Source organism: Pseudomonas corrugata (assembly GCF_001269905.1).
GTDB classification, from domain to species: domain Bacteria; phylum Pseudomonadota; class Gammaproteobacteria; order Pseudomonadales; family Pseudomonadaceae; genus Aquipseudomonas; species Aquipseudomonas corrugata.
This window is the reverse complement of sequence record NZ_LHVK01000009.1, coordinates 146985-164916: the sequence shown is the minus strand read 5'-3', so window position 1 is coordinate 164916 and position 17932 is coordinate 146985. Positions and strand designations below refer to the sequence as shown.

Below are 17932 nucleotides of genomic sequence, written 5' to 3'. Positions count from 1 at the left end.
CTTGATGGACAGGTTTGTTGTGGCGGAGCTCGAACTGGGTGTGGCGACGACGAAGCAAGCGGCAACGGAGTGATCCTCCCGACTGCGCACTGGAGTGGTTTTCACCGTAATACACACGTCGGCGCCGCAGCGATTGTGCATCAGTCGGCCCGATACCCCGACTAAAGGTGTATCCGATCATGACCCAGCAACTCGACCTCTCAGCGACACAAGCCTTGCCGCACCCGGGCCCTGACCTGGATAGCGCCCCGAAAAAACCGTTCAAATCCACCTTGCGCCCCTGGCTGATGAGAGGGGTGCCCGCCCTGTTCGCCGTCATTGGCTATGCCCACTACCGGGTAAACGAGCCATTCGTGTCCACCGACAATGCCTACACCCGGGTGGCCAAGGCCTCGATCAATACGCGTGTTTCCGGGCAAGTGGTCGAGATCGCGGTCGAGGACAACCAACCCGTCCGCAAGGGCCAGGTGCTGTTTCGCATCGACCCCAAGCCTCTGCAGATCGCCGTCGCCCGCGCCGACGCACAACTGAGCAGCGCACGCCTGCGCATCGATGAATTGAAAGCCAGCTATCGCCAGCAGCAGGCAGAGTTGCAGTCGGCCAGGGAATCGGAGGATTACGACCGAAGGGATTTTGCCCGCAAGAAAGCGCTGGTTACCACCCAGTTCGTCTCCCAAGCGGCGTATGAGCGCGCGGAAACCGACTTCAAAGTCGCCCACCAACGCAGCGCCTCGGTCGAGCAACAGATCGCCAGAACGATTGCCGCGCTGAACGGCAATCCCGAGATCGCCGTCGACGATCATCCCAGCGTGCGCGAAGCCAGGGCCCACCTCGACGAGGCGCAGTTGTACCTCTCCTACGCCACGGTCACGGCGCCGGACGATGGCGTCGTTGCCAAGGTCGACGACCTCCAGGTCGGCAACTACGTGAACAACGGCACGCCCGCGTTCGCCTTGATTGCCGGCCATGAGCGCTGGGTCGAAGCCAACTTCCGCGAAACCCAGGTCACCCACATGCGCCCGGGGCAGGCCGCGGATATTTCGATCGACACGTATCCAGGCCGGATCTTCAAAGCCCACGTCATCAGCCTGAGCCCCGGCGCTGGCTCTGACTTCGCGCTGCTGCCACCGGAAAACGCCACCGGCAACTGGGTCAAGGTGGTGCAGCGGGTGCCGGTACGACTCGAGCTGGATGAGGTCGATCCGGAGCTGACGCTGTTTTCCGGCACCAGCGCCACGGTCAAGGTCGACACGGGCTATCGCACGCCATGGTGGCATCCGCTCAAGACGCTGTGGACCGCAGGAGCCTTCTGATGAACGCCTCTCCTGCGGATGCTCCAGCGACTGCCGATGCCCGTTCGCTGCGCTTTGTCGCGCTGCTGGCGACTTACTTGCAGTCCGCCAATCTGCCGCTGCCGAACGCGGCGCTGCGGTTGATCCAGGGCAGCCTGTCGATGAGCGACGATCAGGCTGGATGGATTTTCACGGCCTACCTGGCGGCGACCGCGATCACCACACCCATCGCCCAATGGCTAGCAGCCCGGTTCGGCCTCAAGCGGGTGTACCAGGCCGCATTGGTGCTGTTCGCCCTCGGCCTGTGGCTTGGTACATTGGCGACCACGCCCATGCAATTCATCGGCGCACGCATCCTGCAGGGTGCGGCCAGCGGTGTATTGGCCCCCCTGTCGATGGCGATTGCCCTGGACACCTTGCCACCGGCACGGCGCGCCAGCTTCGGCGCCCAATGGACGGCGTTGGTGCTGTTCGGCATTGTCAGCGCTCCGAGTATCGGTGGCTGGATCTGCGAGCACTTCGACTGGCGGCCGATGTTCTACCTCAGCTTGCCCCTGACGGCCTACATCCTGCTGGCGGTCACGCTGCTGCTCAAGGAGAAGAAAGCCGACAAGCGTCCAGCAGTCGATTTCTTCGGCGTCGGTACCTTCACCCTCGGCATGATCGGGCTGCAAATGCTCCTCGACCGTGGCGAACGCCTGGAGTGGTTCGACTCGGCGGAAATCTGGATGCACGCACTGGCCTGCGCACTCGGGCTCTATGTGTTCATGGTGCACCGGTTGACGGCCACGACGCACTTCCTCGGTAAAGGCCTGTTCAGCGACCGCAATTACGTGCTCTCGACGATCATCTTCTTTGCCTTCGGTTTCGTCTTGCTGTCGACCATGGCCCTGACCTCACCGATGCTGGACGAGATTCTCGGCTACCCACCGGACACCACCGGCCTGCTGACCCTGCCTCGCGGCGTGGGGCTGGTGGGCGCGTTCCTGCTGACGGGACGTCTGCTCGGGCGCTTCGACCCTCGGTTCTTTATCGCGGCAGGCGTTGCGCTGACGGCGTATGCCAATTGGCTGATGCTCGGCTATTCGCCGTTGATGGACTGGACGCCGGTGGCGGTTAGCGGCGCCATCCAGGGCGTCGGCCTCGGCCTGTTGATGCCGGCCCTGGGCAAAGTCGCGTTCAGCACCCTCGATGCAACGCTGCGCCCGGAAGCCACCGCATTCTTCAATTTGATGCGGGTCTACGGCAGCACCTTGGGCGTGGCCGTGGTGCAGATCTTTTTCTTCAACAGCACCCAGGCGATGCATTCGGCACTGGTCAGCCAGCTGACGCCCAACCGCCTGTCGAACGTGACCTCGCTGTCCGCGCTCGAGGGGCTCAACCATCTGGCGACCCATCAGGCGGCGTTCGTTGCAGTCGTGGGGCAATTCAAGATCTTGCTGGTGGTGATGCTCGTGGTGAGCCCGCTGGTGCTGTTCCTGCGCAAGCCCCTTACAGCCAACTGATTCGTGGAGTCCGTGCAATGAAAACGTCTATGTGTATGTCCCATCGGCAGCCGTTGCCAACCCGACTCACGCTGTTGGCAGCGCTGCTCTTGTTGTCCGCTTGTACTGTGGGCCCTGATTTCCAACGACCTGCGGCGAGCCTGTCGCAGCACTACGACGCCCAGGCCGAACAGCAACTCGGTGAATCGGCCCCGGCCCAACATATCGACATGGGCCACACGCTCACGGGCAATTGGTGGTCGGGCTTCCGTTCGCCGAAGCTCGACCAGGTGATGCGCCGCGCCATCGACGGCAACCTGGAACTGGTCGCCGCCGATGCCACGCTGCGTCAGGCGTCGGCCTTCGTCGCGGCCTCGGAAGGTGCGTTGTATCCGCAAGTCGATTTCGCCGCATCCGCCGGCCGCCAGCGGACCCACAACGCGCCCCGGGCAGCCGTCGCGAACGTCTATGGGGTTGGACCACGGGTGGCGTTCGACCTCGATGCGTTCGGTGGCAACAGCCGACGGGTCGAACAGCAGCAGGCAGCGAGGGATCTGCAACGGCATCGCTACGAAGCGGCGTACCTGACCTTGACCGGTGACGTCGCCAGCCAGGCGTTGTTACTGGCCTCGGCCAACGCACAGATGCAGGCGGTGGAAACGCTGCTGGCCAACGATGGAAAAAACCTCGACCTGGTGCGCGCCGCCCACCTCAATGGCCTGACGACCCAAATCGACGTGACCCTGGCCGAAACCCGCCTCGCCCAGGACCGTACACTGCTGCCGCCGCTCGCCCAACAGCGCGACGCCGCGCGCCATGCCCTGTCGATACTGGCGGGAAGGGGCCCGGCGGACTGGATCGCCCCGGACTTCACGCTGGATGAGCTCGCCTTGCCCGCCGACATTCCCGTCAGCTTGCCATCGGAGCTGGCCCACGCCCGGCCGGATGTGCTGCAGGCCGAAGCCGAGCTGCACATCGCCAGCGCCGCAGTGGGGGTCGCCACCGCCAATCTCTACCCGCATATCGAATTGTCGGCCTCGCTGACACAAGCGGCCTCGGGCAATGGCGGTGCTGCGCTTTGGGGCTTCGCCGCCGGTCTGACCGCACCGATTTTCAACGGCGGGACGCTCAAGGCGGAACGGCAGGCGGCCATTGATGGCTACAACGCGTCTCTCGCCCGCTATCAACAGACGGTCATTCAATCCTTCGGCCAGGTCGCGGACACGCTGCAAGCGATCAACCACGGCAGCGAACAGCAGCGAGCCCAGGACGACGCACTGCGCGCCGGTGAAACCAGTTTGCAATTGAACCGGCAAGCCTACGCCCAAGGCGAAAACAGCATCCTGCAAGTACTGGAAGCAGAGCGCGCCTATCAACAGGCGTTGCTCGGCCAGATCCAGGTAACGACCGCGCGCTACCTGGATACGGTGCAGCTGTTCGTGGCGCTCGGTGGCAACAGCGTCGGTGTCCTGGAGCAAAACGTCGCATCACGCGAAATCTCTTGCCGATAACGGCCCAGATCAAAGATCTTTTGGAGAACAACCATGACTTACGAAGCGTTTCACGATGACTTGGGCGCGACACGAATCGCGTTGAACAACGGCGTGGGCACCCTGCCGGCGGTGGGCTTTGGCACGCTGTTCCGGGACCTGAACAGCACCACTGAGGCAGTGAAGTGCGCACTGGAGGTCGGCTTCCGTCACTTCGATTGCGCCGAACGCTACCGCAACGAGGACAGGATCGGCATGGCGTTTCAGGAAGTGTTCGCCACCGGCAGGATCCGCCGCGAAGATGTGTTTATCACCACCAAACTGTGGAACACCAACCACCGTCCCGAGCGGGTCAGACCGGCTTTCGAAGCGAGCCGCCGGCGCTTGCAAGTCGACTACATCGATTGCTACCTCATCCACACCCCGTTCGCCTTCGCCCCGGGTGAGGACCAGGAACCGCGGGATGCATTTGCGCATGTCATCTATGACGGTGGCGTTAGCCTGATTGAAACCTGGCGAGCGCTGGAGGCGCTGGTGGATGAAGGCCGCTGCAAGTCCATCGGACTCTCGGACATCACTCTGCCCGCCCTCCAGGGGATTGTCGCGGCGGCGCGTATCAAGCCCGCCGTGGTGCAGATCGAAGCCCACCCCTACCTGCCGGAATGGGAACTGTTGGAGTTCTGCAGACAGCACGGCATCATCGTGCTCGCCTTCGCCCCGCTCGGTCACGGCATGACGCCGAGCGTGCTGGAAGACGCGGTGATCACCGGCATCGCCAAGCGGGTAGGCAAGACTCCAGCACAAGTGGCGCTGGCCTGGGCGGTGCAGCGCGGATCGGCCTTCTTGACCACCTCGTCGACACCGAGCCACATCCAGGAAAACTTCAACATCGCGACCTTGCCGCAGCGGGCCATGCAGGAGATCAAGGAAGAGATCACCACCCGTATCCGCTTCAATTCGGTAGTGGAAACCGGTGTTCCCGGCTTCATTCCGCGCAAGCAGTGAGATCCGATACAGCGGCGACTCGTTGCGTGGTCTTCGTTTTTTCCGTCCGGTAAACACGGGGTCAGCCCCTATAATTTGCGACTCATCATCCGAGGTGACAGCGATGGATGTCTTCCAGACCATGCGGTGCTTCATTGCCGTCGCCCAGGGCGGCAGCTTTACAGCCGCCGCCGAGTTGCTCGACACCACCACGACCAACGTGTCCAAGGCGGTTTCCAGCCTCGAAGCCCGATTGCACGTGCGCCTGATCAACCGCACCACCCGGCGCCTGGTCCTGACCGAAGCCGGCGTGCGCTACTTGCAACGCTGCGAGAAGATTCTGGATGAGGTACGGGAAGCCGATGAAGAAGCCGGCACGGCGCAGACCCTGCCGGCAGGCAGGCTGAAGATCCATACCATGTCGGCCATCGGCAATCATTACGTGATCAACGCCATTGCGCGCTATCGGGAAATGCATCCCTCGGTGATGTTCGACCTGACCCTGACCAACCGGATGCCCGACCTGCTCGAAGAAGGCTACGACATGTCCATCGTTCTGGCTCGCGACCTGCCCGATTCCGGTTTCGTCGCACAACGGCTCGGCGCCATCTACAGCGTGCTCTGCGCCTCACCGGCTTACGAGGCAAAGCATGGACTTCCGGCAACGCCAGGCGCCCTTTGCGAGCACGACTGCCTGAGAATCGTCAATACGGTTATGCCGGTGGAGAATTGGACATTCGAGGGACCCGAAGGCAGGGAGACGGTCACGGTACCCGTGTCTCCCCTGCATATCAATACGGCCGACGGGATGACCGTCGCCATAGAAAATGGCATGGGGATTGGCATCCAGCCGATTGCTTCGGCGGTGAAAGGCCTGAAGGCAGGTACCTTGACGCGGGTGCTGCCCGACTACCATCTGGAGGAACTCAACCTGTTCGCGATCTACCCGTCGCGAAAGTTCGTCGATGCGAAAATCAGGACCTGGGTGGCGTTTCTGAAAACGGCCATCCCCGAGCTGCTGGCATCGGATGAGGCCATTGCAGGCACAAGAAAATCGCCGGACCGTTGATTGATCGGTGGCGTCGAATGGAGTGTCGACCCTCCATCGTCCGCACGGTGCTCAACCGTTGGAACAAGCACTGCCCATCACTTGATACTGCAAGACATGCCGCTGGCCATGAGAATCTTCATAGGTCATCTGTTGCGACACCGGCCCACAGGTATCACCTGCGTCGCTGATAGAAATCACTCGTTTGATGTCCAGACTGGTGGAGTAGCTATAGATTTCGACCGCCCCGTTGTCGGCGTCGGCCATTGCCGAGGAATCATCGGCATAAGCCTGTGCACCGATACCGCCCAGGACCAGAAGCAACGCCCATTTTGAAAGTTTCATGCTATTCACCGTCTCATTGAAAGGTTCGCCCATGGGCCGTTTGCTCATGGGTTGGAGACGATGCTAAGGACTGCTCCTGCTAGGAAACATCGGTCGGTTGGACAAACACTCTGTCCAGAAAGCGTATGAATGATGAGGTGATGCACTCAGGCTTGCGCAGGCGCGTCCAGTTCAGACGCCCAACACCCCACGAAACCCTCTCGCCGCGTAATACGACTGCACGCCGTTGTGGTACACGAACACCCTGCCATAACGCCGGTCACCGAATATCGCGCCATCCAGCGAGCGAACGTCAGCGGGTGTTGCCAGCCAACTGGACGTCTTCAGGTCAAATGCCTCCAACGCCTGCAACTCGCGGTACTGATCCTCCGTCATCAGGGCGATGCCCATCTCTTCGGCCAGCTCAAGCGCACTGCCCCGAGGTTTGTTTTCCTTGCGCGCGTCCAGGGCGGCGCGGTCGTAGCAAAGGCTTCTGCGGCCGGCCGGGGTTTCCTTGGCGCAATCGCAGAAGGTCACGCGGCCGGTTTGCTTGTCGTGGCCGATCACGTCCGGCTCGCCTCCGGTGGTTTCCATGGCCTGGAGGGTTTCAAGCGCGGCGGGGTTACTTTCAAGCCGGGCCCGGACGTCAGGCCATTGAAGGTCCGGGTGGCGATGAGGGTTTTGTTCGAAGCGGGATTCCAGGGTGTGCAGGAGGTTTTCCTGTTCTGTTTTTTTCATGGCGTTGGCGTCCTAGAACAGAGTGCCGGTGAACACTTGGGCGTTATGGAACTTCGAGTGCCCAGCCACCGCATTCGTATATTGCTCGACCAGGTCATAGGCCCCCAAGTCGACCATTTCGATGTTATTGGGCGCCGTAACGGATTTGGTCATGGGCTGGATGACCAGGCCTTTCACCACGGGAGGACCCGGGTTGATCAAGGCGTTGAGGATTTTCCTGACCATGGTGGCCTTGGCGAACACATCCGTGGTCGAGGTGCTGGCGAGGCTGCCGTTGGTGCCCAAAAGGCCGACAAGGCAGTAGAAGACCCAGCAGGGTGACATCTGCCAGCCATACTTGGCTTCGTTGAGGGAGGCATCCACGCTGCCTTTGCATTCGACGATGATGTATTCCTCTACCACGCCACTGATCAGGTTGCGCTTGACCCATATCTGGTCGATTCCATTGGTGCGGCCTGAAGAGGCTTTGCCGATCTTCATCTGGTATTCGTTGCCGAGGACGGTAATCAGCAGTTTGGCGGCGGCATATTCACCACGGGTTTCGCTGGCGAAATGTATGGCGTTGGAGTTCTCCAGGTTCTGGAAGTGGTTCTGGATTCTGTTTCCCGATTTTCTGTCATTGACCGAGAACTTGTGGGAAATCCCCCCATGGGTTTGCAGCCAGTTATATAGCTTCGCCTGCGCGGTGGGGTCCGAGCTGAGCAGGTTCCAGTAGTTGAGCGCAATCGGATCGGGCACGGGTTGACACAAGACGGCTCGGCGTTCGATGACCTGTTGGGCGGCATAGGTTGTGACAGGGTTGGTTGTCCCGAATACCTGCTCGACGTCGGGGTGGTAGTAGCTGCCTTTGGTGAATTGCTTGTCCCGTGCAACGGCCTCCTTGATCTTCACGGCATCCAGAGTGTCCAGCAACACCAACTGATCGGCTCGGTCAGGATTGCCGTAGTCCGAAGTGAGGCCATGCCTGTTGGTGATTTGATTGAGTACATGCCTCCACTCCTGTCCGGTGGTATCCACTTGGGTGATACCCAGGCTGCCGAGGGGCGTGAAGGGATAGCTGCCGGTCGTCAGGGTCAGTGGCTTGGAGTCAAATGCGGTGTCGGGGGTGAAGAACAGATTGGTTTTTTTGCCATCGCGCTTTTCCTTGGGAGCCAGCTCCATGATTTTTATATTCAATGGATCCTTTAGGTCCGTGTAGTCATTAAGCTGATTCATTGGAATCCCTCCCGAGGCATCCGGCGCGGATATTTCACTCTAGACAGGGGAATTCGGGTCGTCCAGCGGGGGGAATTGCCTTTGCGCCGACTGTCCGTATCGAGGTGACGGACAGGTTGCATTCACGGGCAGGCTCGCCCCACAGGGCATCGCCAGTTCTGTGCGTGATAACCCAGCCGCCAAGGCCTATGCTGACCCAATCCCCTCGACAGGCCACCCGTCATGATCCAATGCAAACGCGCCTACGACGTACCCACCGCCGGCGATGGCCAGCGTGTGCTGGTTGACCGCCTGTGGCCGCGCAATTGCCGCAAGGATGAGCTGAACATCGATGCATGGCTCAAGGAGGTTGCGCCGTCTCCTGAATTGCGCAAGGCGCTCAAGGGCGATGAGATGTCCTTTGATCAGTTCAAAACAGCCTATCGCCACGAGCTGGGCGCGCAACCGCAGCACTGGTGGAAGCTGGTGGACATTGCGCTCAACGGCAATCTCACCCTGGTTTACGCAGCGCGCTCGACCACCGAAAACAATGCCGTGGTGCTGGCCGAATGGCTGGAGGATGAGGTGGAGAAACGGGCGCAAATGAGTTCGCCTGCGTGTTATCTGCCTGAGTTTCCGGGCCACTGAACCCGAGGTGACTGCGAACGTTTTTCCGCCCGACAGATCTCCAGAGCCCACCACTGGATGCCTTGCGACATCCCTATCTTCAGCTATAGCTAAGCTTTTACCGCTCATTGAGTGAAGCAGGGATGTCAGTCACCCGGAAGATGACGGTGGTGCAATTGAACAGTGCCGACGCAAACCGTCAGCGCACAGCATTCCGGAGGCGGGCCAGTACCGGTGAACCTCTTGAATAAAACCACTTCGGGGGGCCTGTCATGACGGAAAACAAGCACACGCTCGGGATGCTCACCCTGCTGGTCAGCAGCCCGCCGGATAAACGCACGGTCTTTGGTCGAGCGCTGCTTCAGCTGATCAACGACGTGGAGCAACGGGCCATCAGCCTGCTGGTGTCCGAATCCCTGAGCGACGCCACGTCAATCCTGAATTCGGACCCGGCGATTCAATGTGTCCTGCTCAGTTGGGAAATGGACGACAGCGAGGACCATGATGAATGCATCAAGCTGCTGACCAATCTGCGTGAACGCAACACCCGGGTACCGGTTTTCCTGATCAGCGATCGCAGCAGCGCCTCCAGTATTCCCCTGGTGGTCATGCAATACGCCGACGACTTCATCTGGCTGCCGGAGGACACCAGCCGCTTCCTCAGCGGGCGTGTCCTGGCGGCCATCGAGCGGTATCGCAAAGCCTCCCTGCCCCCGATGTTCGGTGCGCTGGTCAGGTTTGCCAGTTCCTACGAATACTCCTGGCATACCCCCGGCCATGCGGGTGGCACGGCGTTTCTCAAAAGTACTGCTGGCCGGGCGTTCTACGAGTTCTTTGGGGAAAACCTGCTGCGTGCCGACCTGTCCATTTCGGTCGGGGAGCTGGGCTCGCTGCTGGATCACAGTGGTCCCATCGGCCAGGGTGAGCGCTACGCGGCCAAGGTGTTCGGCGCCCATCGCACGTACTACGTCACCAACGGCTCCTCGATGTCCAATCGTGTGATCCTGATGGCCAGCGTCACCCGTAACCAGATCGCCCTCTGCGACCGCAACTGCCACAAGTCTGCCGAGCATGCGATGACCCTGTCGGGGGCGCTGCCCACCTACCTGGTACCCGTCCGCAACCGCTATGGCATCAGCGGTCCGATCTTGCCGCAAACCCTCAGCGCCGAGGGGGTGAAAGCAGCCATCGCAAACAACCCGCTGGTCAAGAAAGGTATCGACCCGACACCGGTGCACGCGATCATCACCAACTCCACCTACGACGGCCTGACCTACAACGTCACTCGTGTGGAAGAATTGCTCGGGCAGAGCGTCGACCGTCTGCATTTCGATGAAGCCTGGTACGGCTATGCGCGCTTCAACCCGCTCTACCGCGACCGCTTCGCCATGCACGGCAACCCCGACGAACACGATGATTCGAAGCCGACCGTGTTCGCCACCCAGTCGACACACAAGCTGATTGCTGCCTTGTCCCAGGCCTCGATGATTCATGTTCGCAATGGCCGCAACCCGATCGAACACGGGCGGTTCAACGAGTCGTTCATGATGCATGCCTCGACCTCGCCCAACTACGCGATCATGGCCTCCTGCGACGTCAGTTCGGCCATGATGGAGGCACCGAGCGGACAGATCCTGACCAGCGAATCCATCGAGGAAGCCGTTGCATTTCGCCAGGTCCTGTCGCGCATGCATAACGAGATGTCGAGCAAGCAGCAATGGTTCTTCACCTGCTGGCAGCCTTCGTCGGTGCGCGTTGGCGCCAGCCAGATGCCATTCCATGCGGTCGACCCGGTGTTGCTCAAAACGGACCCGAGTTGCTGGGTGCTGCATCCGAACGAGGTCTGGCACGGCTTCGGCGATATCGAAGAGGGCTATTGCATGCTCGACCCCATCAAGGTCTCGGTATTGAGCCCTGGCATGGGTGACGATGGAAACCTGCTCGACTTCGGCATCCCGGCCTGCGTGCTGACGGCCTACCTGGAGCACCAGGGCATCGTGGTCGAGAAAACCACCGACTTCACCATCCTGTTTCTCTTCTCCATCGGCATCACCAAAGGAAAATGGGGCACCCTGGTCAACGCCCTGCTCGACTTCAAGCGCGACTATGACGAAAACACCGAGCTGGAGCTGTGCCTGCCGGACCTGCTGTCGGCCAACCAACAGCGCTATGCCGGCATGGGCCTCAAGGACCTGGCCGATGAGATCTTCGCCGCGATGAAAAAGAACAAGACCACCTCGACCATGGCCCAGGCTTTCGGCACGTTGCCCAACGCCGTGTACAGCCCGGTGCAAGCCTACGAAAAACTGGTGCGCAACGATGTCGAGCAAGTGACCTTGGAGGAAGCAGCCGGACGCATCGCCGCCACCGGCATCGTGCCGTACCCACCGGGTATCCCCTTGCTGATGCCGGGGGAAAGCGCCGGTCCTGCGGACGGGCCTTTGCTGGCGTATCTGAAAGCACTGGAGGGCTTCGATAGAGCCTTCCCGGGCTTCTCCCATGACACCCATGGAATCGAAGTGGAGAACGGCGAGTATCGTTTACTGGTCTTGAAGCCCGGCAGGACAGACTTCGATTGAGAGAAGGCGCCGCCCCCTGGCGCCCCTCCCTCCAGCGAGTCCTGAGGTCAAGCCAGAAGGTGCTTGGAAATCACCTTGGAGATCTCAACGATTCCCGTCTTGCCGGTGAATTCGAACTTCACCTTGCCCAGGGACGAGAAGTAGATCTCCAGCTCGGAATCCAGATCGAAAGTGCCGGATGTTTCGACCGAGTAAGCCACGATGTTCTTGTACGGCAGAGAGGTAAAGTCCTTCTTGCTGCCGGTGATGCCTTGTACGTTCACCGCAATGATACGTTTATTGGTGAAAACCACGCCGTCACGCATGGATTTATAGGCGTCGATGACCTGCTCGCCGTCCAGCAGCAGGGCCGTGACACGCTCGGCATATTCATCGTTCTGCTTGAGCTTGAAGAAGCCTTTGTTGTTGAAGTCGATCATCCGTAGGTCCTTGTCGAGTTGAAAAGCGTTCCAGGCTTCCTGGGCAGATGGAATTGTGAAGCAATCGCAACAGGTATCACAAGGACAGGAAACGGACCTTTCCAGCGTCCGCCGGAAACATGCAGCCTCGCCACAGTTCCTCGACTTTGTCCCGCCGGCAGCATTGAAAGCCAGTAGCCATTACGGCTCGTTTATGGTTTCCTGCTGCCGTTGCAGTTGTTGGCTGAAGCCTTTCACCCAGTGCCGGTCACGATGCTTGCGACTCGGCCTTGGAGACGCTGAAGCCTCCCTTCGAGGCGTTAACCGTACGGACGATTCTTCCGTTATCGACCGTCACAATCCCCAGGCAGACTGTTTTCTGCCTAGACTTGCAACTGTCCCGACGTGCGTTAGGGTTGAATGAGCCCGCACGATAAATACAAAAATAACGAGGTATCCCCACAATGTTCAAACCAATCTGGAAAGCACTCGTCTGTACCCTCGCCCTCAGTGCATTGAGCACGGCCATGGCGGCTGATCCGGTCATCATCAAATTCTCTCATGTGGTGGCCGAACAAACGCCCAAGGGCCAGGGCGCGTTGCTCTTCAAGAAACTGGTGGAAGAACGGCTGCCGGGCAAAGTGAAGGTGGAGGTCTACCCCAACTCCTCGCTGTTCGGTGATGGCAAGGAGATGGAAGCCTTGCTGCTGGGTGATGTGCAGATGATTGCGCCGTCACTGGCCAAGTTCGAGCAATACACCAAGAGCGTGCAGTTGTTCGACCTGCCGTTCCTGTTCGATGACATCTCCGCCGTGGACCGATTCCAGTTGAGCCCTGATGGGCAGAAGCTGCTCAAGTCCATGGAAAGCAAAAACATCACCGGGCTGGCTTATTGGCACAACGGTATGAAGCAGCTGTCGGCCAACAAGCCGCTGCGTGAACCCAAGGATGCCCGTGGCCTGAAGTTCCGGGTACAGGCCTCAGCCGTGCTGGAAGAACAGTTCAAGGCGGTAAACGCCAACCCGCGCAAGATGAGTTTCGCCGAGGTGTACCAAGGCCTGCAGACCGGCGTGGTCAATGGCGCCGAGAACCCGTACTCGAACATCTACAGCCAGAAAATGCATGAAGTTCAGAAGTACATCACCGAATCCAACCACGGTGTACTCGACTACATGCTGATCACCAACACCACGTTCTGGAACGGCCTGCAACCCGATGTCCGTGCCGAACTGGACAAGATCATCAAGGAAGTCACCGCCCAGGTAAACAAGGAAGCCGAGCAACTGAACCAGGATGCCAAGCAAAAGATCATCGATGCCAAAACCACCGAGATCATTACGCTCACACCTGAACAGCGTGGCGAGTGGCGCGACAAGATGAAGCCGGTATGGAAGAAGTTTGAAGGCGACATCGGTGCTGATCTGATCAAAGCGGCCGAAGCCTCCAACAAGGCTCAGTAATGGGTTGGCCGGTGCCGCCACGGCGGCACCGGCTTGTCGTCCCCCTGCAGGAGATGTCCTCCATGAACGCTTTTCGGCGCACCTGGGAACACTTCGAGGAAGGTTTCATTGCCTTCCTTCTGGCCGCCATGACGTTGGTCACTTTCGTTTATGTCGTGCTCAATAACCTCTACACCGTTTTTTACAGCATTGGCGACAACTGGCCTGCCGCCAGCGAGTCGGCATTTGCCATTGGCGACGGCATCATGAATATGGCCCAGGCCATGACCTGGAGCAGCTCGCTGACCAAGGCGCTGTTCGGCTGGCTGATCTTTTTCGGCTTGTCGTATGGCGTGCGCACCGCCGGACATATCGGCGTCGACGCGCTGGTAAAACTGGCCAGCAAGCCAGTACAGCGCTTTATCGGAGTGATCGCCTGCCTGTTCTGCCTGAGCTACGCCGGGCTGCTGGCGGTGGCGAGCTACGAATGGATCAATACGTTGATGATCGCGCAGATCGGCGCCGAGGACCTGGGTCAATTCGGCATCATGCAATGGCACATCGGGTTGATCGTACCGGTGGGCTTTGCCCTGGTGTTTATCCGCTTCGCGGAAATCCTCGTGCGCATCCTGAGGAATCGTCAGACAGGCCTGGGCCTGGCCGATGAAGCGGCGGAAGCGATGAAGCTGACCGAACACGAGGAAGACAAACCATGACCATTGCCTTCCTGTTTGCGGCACTGTTTGCCCTGATGCTGATCGGCGTGCCCATTGCCATTTCTTTGGGGCTGGCCGGTTCGCTGACCATTATTTTCTTCAGCCCGGACTCGGTACGCTCCCTGGCGATCAAGCTGTTCGAAACCTCTGAACACTACACGCTGTTGGCCATTCCATTCTTCCTGCTGGCCGGCGCGTTCATGACCACAGGCGGCGTGGCGCGACGGCTGATCGACTTCGCCAACGCCTGCGTCGGTCACATCCGCGGCGGCCTGGCGATTGCGGCAGTGCTGGCGTGCATGCTGTTTGCGGCGCTGTCCGGCTCAAGTCCGGCGACGGTGGCGGCGGTTGGCTCCATCGCCATTGCCGGCATGGTGCGCTCGGGTTATCCACAATCGTTCGGCGCCGGTATCGTGTGCAACGCCGGGACACTGGGAATCCTGATTCCGCCCTCGATCGTGATGGTGGTGTATGCCGCCGCGACCGAATCCTCCGTGGGCAAGTTGTTCATGGCCGGTGTGATTCCCGGGGTGCTGCTGGGTATTTCGTTGATGGTAGCGATCTACATCGTCGCAGTGAAAAAGAACCTGCCGGCCCTGCCCCGGGCAACGTTCCGTGAATGGCTGTCTACGGCGCGCAAGGCGTTGTGGGGTCTGCTGTTGATGATCATCATCCTCGGCGGGATCTATTCGGGGATGTTCACCCCAACCGAAGCAGCTGCGGTGGCTGCGGTGTACTCGGCGTTCATCGCCTTGTTCGTCTACAAGGACCTCACGTTCCGTGAAACGCCGAAGGTACTGCTGGAGTCGGCCAAGCTGAGCATCATGCTGATGTTCATCATCGCCAACGCCATGCTCTTCGCCCATGTGCTGACCACCGAGCAACTTCCCCAGCAAATCACCGCCTGGGTGATCGATGCAGGGCTCACCCCCGTGACGTTCCTGCTGGTGGTGAACATCGTGCTGCTGGTTGCCGGCGCATTCATGGAGCCATCGGCAATCATCCTGATCCTGGCACCGATCCTGTTCCCTATCGCCACGCAACTGGGTATCGACCCGATCCACCTGGGCATCATCATGGTGGTGAACCTGGAGATCGGTTTGATTACACCGCCGGTGGGCCTGAACCTGTTCGTGACCTCAGCGGTGACCGGCATGTCCCTGCCCGCCACCATCCGAGCGGCCTTGCCGTGGTTGATGATCCTGCTGACGTTCCTGATGCTGATCACCTATGTGCCGTGGATCTCGTTGGCGTTGCCGAACTGGTTGGGGATGAATTAATCCCCGGCCTGCCGGAATCGTGGCGGCGGCGGTTTTCTCCCGGAGTTCGAAAAGGAGATCGGAGCGGATCTGCTCAAGGTGGTGCAGATCGCCAACCAGGCTCAATGACCGAACTGCCGATCGACTGTGGGAGCAAGGCTTGCCCGCGATAAAGACGCCTCGGTTCCAGAACCATCGCGTTGACTTCAGCGCAGGGGATCGGCACTTCATCGCCCTCGCGGCATTGATCCGCAAAAACAGAACCCTGCAAAGGTTTGAGTCTCAGCCTTGCAGCGGCGCCCTTCAGGGCGTCGCTGTGACCTGTGGGTGCCGCGGCATTCCTGCGATGCTGTGGCGTGGTCAGATTCGGCGGTTGCGCCGGCGATTCCACAAGCCCCCGACCACCGCCGCGATGATCACCACCCCGGCATTACCGAACAACCAGATCGCAAAGTTACGGCTCTGATCCGCCTCGCTTTCGTAGAACGGCCCAAAGTAGTTGCCGACCGCGATGAAAACCAGATTGAACGCCCCGACGGCCAGGACAATGATCAGGAGGACAAACAACGTTCCCTTGATGACGTTCATATGACTCTCCAGAACCAGATGTCCTTGGAGTCATGGAAATCCGAAAACGTACCTTCGATCGAAAAACCCATCTGTATACGCACGTAGCTCATCCAATCCGTCAGGCGCCGACCATTCCATAAGTCGATGTGGTCACCACTGCGACCGGCAGTGGTTTCATTTGCCCGACGCCAGAAGTCCTTGAAAAAAATGACACCCTGCTGCCCTTTCAGGGCATCTTCGAAGTCTTCACTTTTGACGGCCTTCATAGGCTGCAAGCCGGGAATCCTGGCGTGGTTCAAGGCGTTGGCGAGTTCTTCGGCGGCCAGTATGTGCCCTTCGCTTTTGGGGTGCTGCCAACAATGGCGCACGCTTTTGAGCTGGCTTATGTCGGCACCGGCGCGACGCAGGGCTACGCCGAGGTTGATCGCACATTGGTCGCTGAAGTTTTTGGCGCCTTTGGTTCTGCAGGGCGCGGCATCGCCGAATATCTGCGGATGGCTGCTCCATAATTTATCGAATGTGAACATCCTGCCCCTTCCTTAGGTTCTCGATTCTGACGGCATAGCCTAGCAGATACTGAGGGCCCTCTCTTGGACGGGCATCCTGCGGTCGGCGATTTTTCTCCTAGACTTGTCGTTGTCCGCTGTACGCCCGGTTTTGAATGAGCCTATACGATAAAGACAAATAAAAAGGGAAGCCTGCAATGCTCAAGCCGATATGGAAGACACTCCTCTGCATTTTCGCCCTCAGTGCGTGGGCCACCGCGATGGCCGCTGAACCGATCGTGATCAAGTTCTCCCACGTCGTGGGCGAGCAGACACCCAAGGGCCAGGGCGCGTTGATGTTCAAGAAGCTGGTCGAGGAACGGCTGGCGGGCAAGGTGAAGGTCGAGGTGTATCCCAACTCCACCCTGTATAACGATGACAAGGAGATGGAGGCCCTGCTGCTGGGGGATGTGCAAATGATTGCGCGGTCGTTGGCCAAGTTCGAGCAGTACACCAAGACCGTGCAGTTGTTCGACTTGCCGTTCCTGTTTGACGACATGGCCGCGGTGGAACGCTTTCAACAGAGCCCCGAGGGCCAGAAGCTGCTCAAGTCCATGGAAAACAAGAACATCGTCGGCCTGGCCTATTGGCACAACGGCATGAAGCAGTTGTCGGCCAACAAACCCCTGCGCGTACCCGATGATGCCCGTGGCCTGGTGTTCCGGATACAGACTTCCGCGGTATTGGAAGAACAGTTCAAGGCCGTGGGCGCCAAGGCGCAGCCGATGATTTTTTCCGTGGCATACCAGGCCTTGCGCGCGGGTGTCGTCAATGGCGCGGAAAACCCTTATTCAAACTTCTACAACCAGAAGCTGCATGAGGTGCAGAAGTACGTCACCGAAACCAACCACGGTGCACTCGACTACATGTGGATAACCACGTCCGATTTCTGGAATGGCCTGCCGCCGGACATCCGCGCAGAACTGGACAAGATCGTAGTTGAGGTGACCGCCTATACCAACGGTGAGGCAGAGCGGTTGAACCAGCAGGACAAGCAACACGTCCTGGACGCCAAGACCACCGAGATCATTACCCTCACGCCGGAACAGCGCAACGCCTGGCGTGACAAGATGAAGCCGGTGTGGGGGATGTTCGAGAAGGAGATCGGGACGGACCTGCTCAAGGCGGCGCAGGCGGCCAATCAGGTTCAGTGATCGAGCTGCCTGTGGCGAGGGGATTTATCCCCTCGCCACAGGCGTGGTGTCTGCTGCTCTTGATCATCCCTCCTCCTCAATGCCAAAGCGC

Annotated in this window: 17 protein-coding genes; 11 read left to right on the top strand and 6 right to left on the bottom strand. The window is 59.7% G+C overall.

Annotated elements, in window-relative coordinates:
• The first annotated feature begins 179 nt into the window (after positions 1-179).
• From AD665_RS14755 to AD665_RS14735, 5 genes are all read left to right on the top strand, one after another.
• The gene (locus AD665_RS14755) at positions 180-1313 is read left to right on the top strand and encodes an HlyD family secretion protein (RefSeq protein WP_053192577.1); all 1134 of its coding nucleotides are present in this window, start codon (positions 180-182) and stop codon (positions 1311-1313) included.
• Complete coding sequence (locus AD665_RS14750; protein WP_053192575.1) at positions 1313-2797, top strand: DHA2 family efflux MFS transporter permease subunit; 1485 nt, start codon at positions 1313-1315, stop codon at positions 2795-2797. The genes AD665_RS14755 and AD665_RS14750 overlap by 1 nt, the downstream gene beginning before the upstream one ends.
• A gap of 29 nt (positions 2798-2826) precedes the next feature.
• On the top strand, positions 2827-4287 hold the full coding sequence (locus AD665_RS14745) for an efflux transporter outer membrane subunit (protein ID WP_414860490.1): 1461 nt from the start codon (positions 2827-2829) through the stop codon (positions 4285-4287).
• A 33-nt stretch (positions 4288-4320) separates the two neighbouring features.
• Entirely contained in the window at positions 4321-5271 is a 951-nt protein-coding gene (locus tag AD665_RS14740; RefSeq protein ID WP_053192571.1) for an aldo/keto reductase, read from the top strand.
• Between the two features lie 103 nt (positions 5272-5374).
• Entirely contained in the window at positions 5375-6319 is a 945-nt protein-coding gene (locus AD665_RS14735) for a LysR family transcriptional regulator (protein WP_053192569.1), read from the top strand.
• Positions 6320-6370: 51 nt separating this feature from the next.
• Here AD665_RS14735 and AD665_RS14730 read toward each other — a convergent pair whose 3' ends face one another.
• The 3 genes from AD665_RS14730 to AD665_RS14720 form a co-directional block, all read right to left on the bottom strand.
• Positions 6371-6643, bottom strand: coding sequence for a DUF2790 domain-containing protein (locus tag AD665_RS14730; protein WP_024777586.1), 273 nt, complete (start codon positions 6641-6643; stop codon positions 6371-6373).
• A gap of 171 nt (positions 6644-6814) precedes the next feature.
• Positions 6815-7360 (bottom strand): DUF4256 domain-containing protein, encoded by a 546-nt coding sequence (locus AD665_RS14725; protein ID WP_024777585.1) that lies wholly within the window; start codon positions 7358-7360, stop codon positions 6815-6817.
• 12 nt (positions 7361-7372) lie between these two features.
• Complete coding sequence (locus tag AD665_RS14720; protein ID WP_147460398.1) at positions 7373-8575, bottom strand: hypothetical protein; 1203 nt, start codon at positions 8573-8575, stop codon at positions 7373-7375.
• 222 nt (positions 8576-8797) lie between these two features.
• Here AD665_RS14720 and AD665_RS14715 point away from each other — a divergent pair, with 222 nt between their 5' ends.
• Entirely contained in the window at positions 8798-9202 is a 405-nt protein-coding gene (locus tag AD665_RS14715; RefSeq protein ID WP_024777583.1) for a DUF488 domain-containing protein, read from the top strand.
• Positions 9203-9453: 251 nt separating this feature from the next.
• Positions 9454-11760 (top strand): Orn/Lys/Arg family decarboxylase, encoded by a 2307-nt coding sequence (locus tag AD665_RS14710; protein WP_053192567.1) that lies wholly within the window; start codon positions 9454-9456, stop codon positions 11758-11760.
• A 47-nt stretch (positions 11761-11807) separates the two neighbouring features.
• Here the strand turns inward: AD665_RS14710 and AD665_RS14705 are convergent, their stop codons facing one another.
• On the bottom strand, positions 11808-12179 hold the full coding sequence (locus AD665_RS14705) for a PH domain-containing protein (protein ID WP_024777581.1): 372 nt from the start codon (positions 12177-12179) through the stop codon (positions 11808-11810).
• Positions 12180-12622: 443 nt separating this feature from the next.
• On the opposite strand from AD665_RS14705, the gene dctP reads away from it, so the two are divergent.
• The 3 genes from dctP to dctM all read left to right on the top strand — a co-directional run bounded on the left by dctP (position 12623) and on the right by dctM (position 15593).
• On the top strand, positions 12623-13618 hold the full coding sequence (gene dctP, locus AD665_RS14700) for a C4-dicarboxylate TRAP substrate-binding protein DctP (RefSeq protein ID WP_024777580.1): 996 nt from the start codon (positions 12623-12625) through the stop codon (positions 13616-13618).
• A gap of 62 nt (positions 13619-13680) precedes the next feature.
• Positions 13681-14313, top strand: a complete 633-nt coding sequence (locus AD665_RS14695; RefSeq protein WP_024777579.1) for a TRAP transporter small permease — start codon at positions 13681-13683, stop codon at positions 14311-14313.
• Complete coding sequence (gene dctM, locus AD665_RS14690) at positions 14310-15593, top strand: C4-dicarboxylate TRAP transporter large permease protein DctM (RefSeq protein ID WP_024777578.1); 1284 nt, start codon at positions 14310-14312, stop codon at positions 15591-15593. Before AD665_RS14695 ends, dctM begins: the two co-directional genes overlap by 4 nt.
• 339 nt (positions 15594-15932) lie before the next feature.
• On the opposite strand, the gene AD665_RS14685 is transcribed toward dctM, so the two are convergent.
• On the bottom strand, positions 15933-16160 hold the full coding sequence (locus tag AD665_RS14685) for a hypothetical protein (RefSeq protein WP_024777577.1): 228 nt from the start codon (positions 16158-16160) through the stop codon (positions 15933-15935).
• On the bottom strand, positions 16157-16669 hold the full coding sequence (locus AD665_RS14680) for a type VI secretion system amidase effector protein Tae4 (RefSeq protein WP_024777576.1): 513 nt from the start codon (positions 16667-16669) through the stop codon (positions 16157-16159). Before AD665_RS14680 ends, AD665_RS14685 begins: the two co-directional genes overlap by 4 nt.
• A 176-nt stretch (positions 16670-16845) precedes the next feature.
• On the opposite strand from AD665_RS14680, the gene AD665_RS14675 reads away from it, so the two are divergent.
• Positions 16846-17841 (top strand): TRAP transporter substrate-binding protein, encoded by a 996-nt coding sequence (locus tag AD665_RS14675; RefSeq protein WP_024777575.1) that lies wholly within the window; start codon positions 16846-16848, stop codon positions 17839-17841.
• Positions 17842-17932 lie beyond the last annotated feature (91 nt).